Genomic DNA, 1,330 nt, shown 5'->3' on the forward strand with positions numbered 1-1,330 from the left:
GTGCATGGCAAGCGGTTCGTGGCCTTCGACGAAGAACGGTTCGTAGCCATAGCCGGCGAAAAGGTCTCGCAATTCCTGATCGTCCATGCGGCCGAGGATCGTCGGATTGGCGATCTTGTAGCCGTTTAGATGCAGGATCGGCAGGACGGCGCCGTCCGACGCTGGGTTCAGGAACTTGTTGGAATGCCATGCCGCCGCCAGCGGACCGGTCTCGGCTTCGCCGTCACCAACGACGCAGGCAACCACCAGACCCGGATTGTCGAAGGCCGCACCGAAGGCATGAACCAGTGCATATCCCAATTCGCCGCCCTCATGGATGGAGCCTGGCGTCTCGGGCGCGGCATGGCTTGGCACGCCACCGGGAAAGGAAAACTGCCGGAACAGTTTCCTGAGGCCGTCTTCGCCCTGCCCGATATCGGGATAGATCTCGCTATAGGTGCCCTCGAGCCATGTGTTGGCGACCATTGCGGGACCGCCATGGCCCGGGCCGCAGATAAAAAGAACATCGAGGTCGCGTTCGCGGATAACGCGGTTCAGATGCAGGTAGAGAAAATTCAGGCCCGGCGTCGTGCCCCAATGGCCAAGCAACCGAGGCTTGACGTGCTCGGCCTTCAACGGTTCGCGCAACAGCGGATTGTCGAGCAGATAGATCTGGCCGACCGAGATGTAATTCGCGGCGCGCCAGTAACGGTCCATGAGGTCGATCCGTTCGTGGCCGATAGCCTGCGGCGTCGCGGCAGCCTTGTCGTTCATCGACATCTCCAGCTTTCGGTTCGCTGGTGATAACTGGGGCATCTTTGCGCTTGAGCAACCCCCGACTGCCGCCGTCCGGGACAGTGTCGCGACCCGAGCGGCCAAGAGACCGGTCGCTATCCCGGTGGAGCGAGCGGCTCTGTCCGCAAATAGGCGGGAACCTTGAAGTCCTCCAGCGGTTAGAAACTGGAATCGCGAAGGCCAGGTTCAAGGCAGCTACCGCGAAGGACAACCTCGAAGCGTTGCACCAAGGGAGCTAAAAAATGCTCGATCTTCCTCGTGCCCGTGATCGAATGGTCAATATCCACGTCGGCCGGCGTGGCATCCATGACCGTGAAATTCTGCAGGCGATGCGCGAAGTTCCACGCGAGGCCTTCGTAGAACCCGGTTTCGAGGAATTTGCTTATGAAGACACGCCGCTGCCGATCGCCGACGGCCAGACCATATCGCAACCTTACATCGTCGCATTCATGATCGAAATGGCGGGCGTCAAACCGGGTGACCACGTGCTCGAAATCGGCACCGGCTCGGGTTACGCCGCCGCGGTGATGAGCCGGATCGTCGAACAGGTCTACAC

The 1,330-nt window shown here is 60.6% G+C and carries 2 pseudogenes; one reads left to right on the plus strand and one right to left on the minus strand.

The features are described 5' to 3' along the window. Nucleotides 1-753, minus strand: a pseudogene (locus EN932_RS36260) (phosphoketolase); the annotation flags it as partial. A 263-nt stretch (nt 754-1,016) separates the two neighbouring features. Here EN932_RS36260 and EN932_RS36265 point away from each other — a divergent pair. Continuing rightward, nucleotides 1,017-1,330, plus strand: a pseudogene (locus EN932_RS36265) (protein-L-isoaspartate O-methyltransferase); the annotation flags it as partial.

The organism is Mesorhizobium sp. M7A.F.Ca.US.002.01.1.1 (assembly GCF_004022955.1).
Taxonomy (GTDB): domain Bacteria; phylum Pseudomonadota; class Alphaproteobacteria; order Rhizobiales; family Rhizobiaceae; genus Mesorhizobium; species Mesorhizobium ciceri.